At 65.9% G+C, this 343-nt stretch carries 1 protein-coding gene; it reads left to right on the top strand.

The window, feature by feature from the left end:
* Window positions 1-199: YadA C-terminal domain-containing protein (locus PXJ20_RS33035; RefSeq protein WP_421057528.1), on the top strand; the 199-nt coding region annotated here is incomplete at its 5' end.
* Between the last annotated feature and the right edge of the window lie 144 nt (window positions 200-343).

The following is a 343-nucleotide window of genomic DNA, read 5'->3' as shown; positions in this document are numbered from 1 at the left end:
CACCGCGCTTTCGATGATCCCGGATGTCGATGCCGGCAAGTCCATCGCAGTCGGGGTGGGCGGCGCGAGCTTCCAGGGCTATGGCGCAGTCGCCCTGGGCTTCACGGCACGCATCACCAACAACCTGAAGCTGCGCGGCGGGGTGGGCTCGAGCAGCGCCGGGTACTCGTTCGGCGGCGGCATCAGTTACCAGTGGTAAGCGCAGGTCCGGCGGCGGCACAGCGGGCGTGTCACCGCCGGGTGAACAACAACGACAGCGGGAGCAATAGAGATGACATCGAGAATGGCGGTAACGCTTGTTGCAACGGCAGTGCTCGCAGCGTGTTCGAGCTCGCAGGGACCG

It is taken from the genome of Paraburkholderia sp. A1RI_3L (genome assembly GCF_048957895.1).
Classification (GTDB): domain Bacteria; phylum Pseudomonadota; class Gammaproteobacteria; order Burkholderiales; family Burkholderiaceae; genus Paraburkholderia; species Paraburkholderia kururiensis.
Note: the sequence above shows the minus strand (reverse complement) of the source record. Positions and strands in the feature narration are given on the sequence as shown.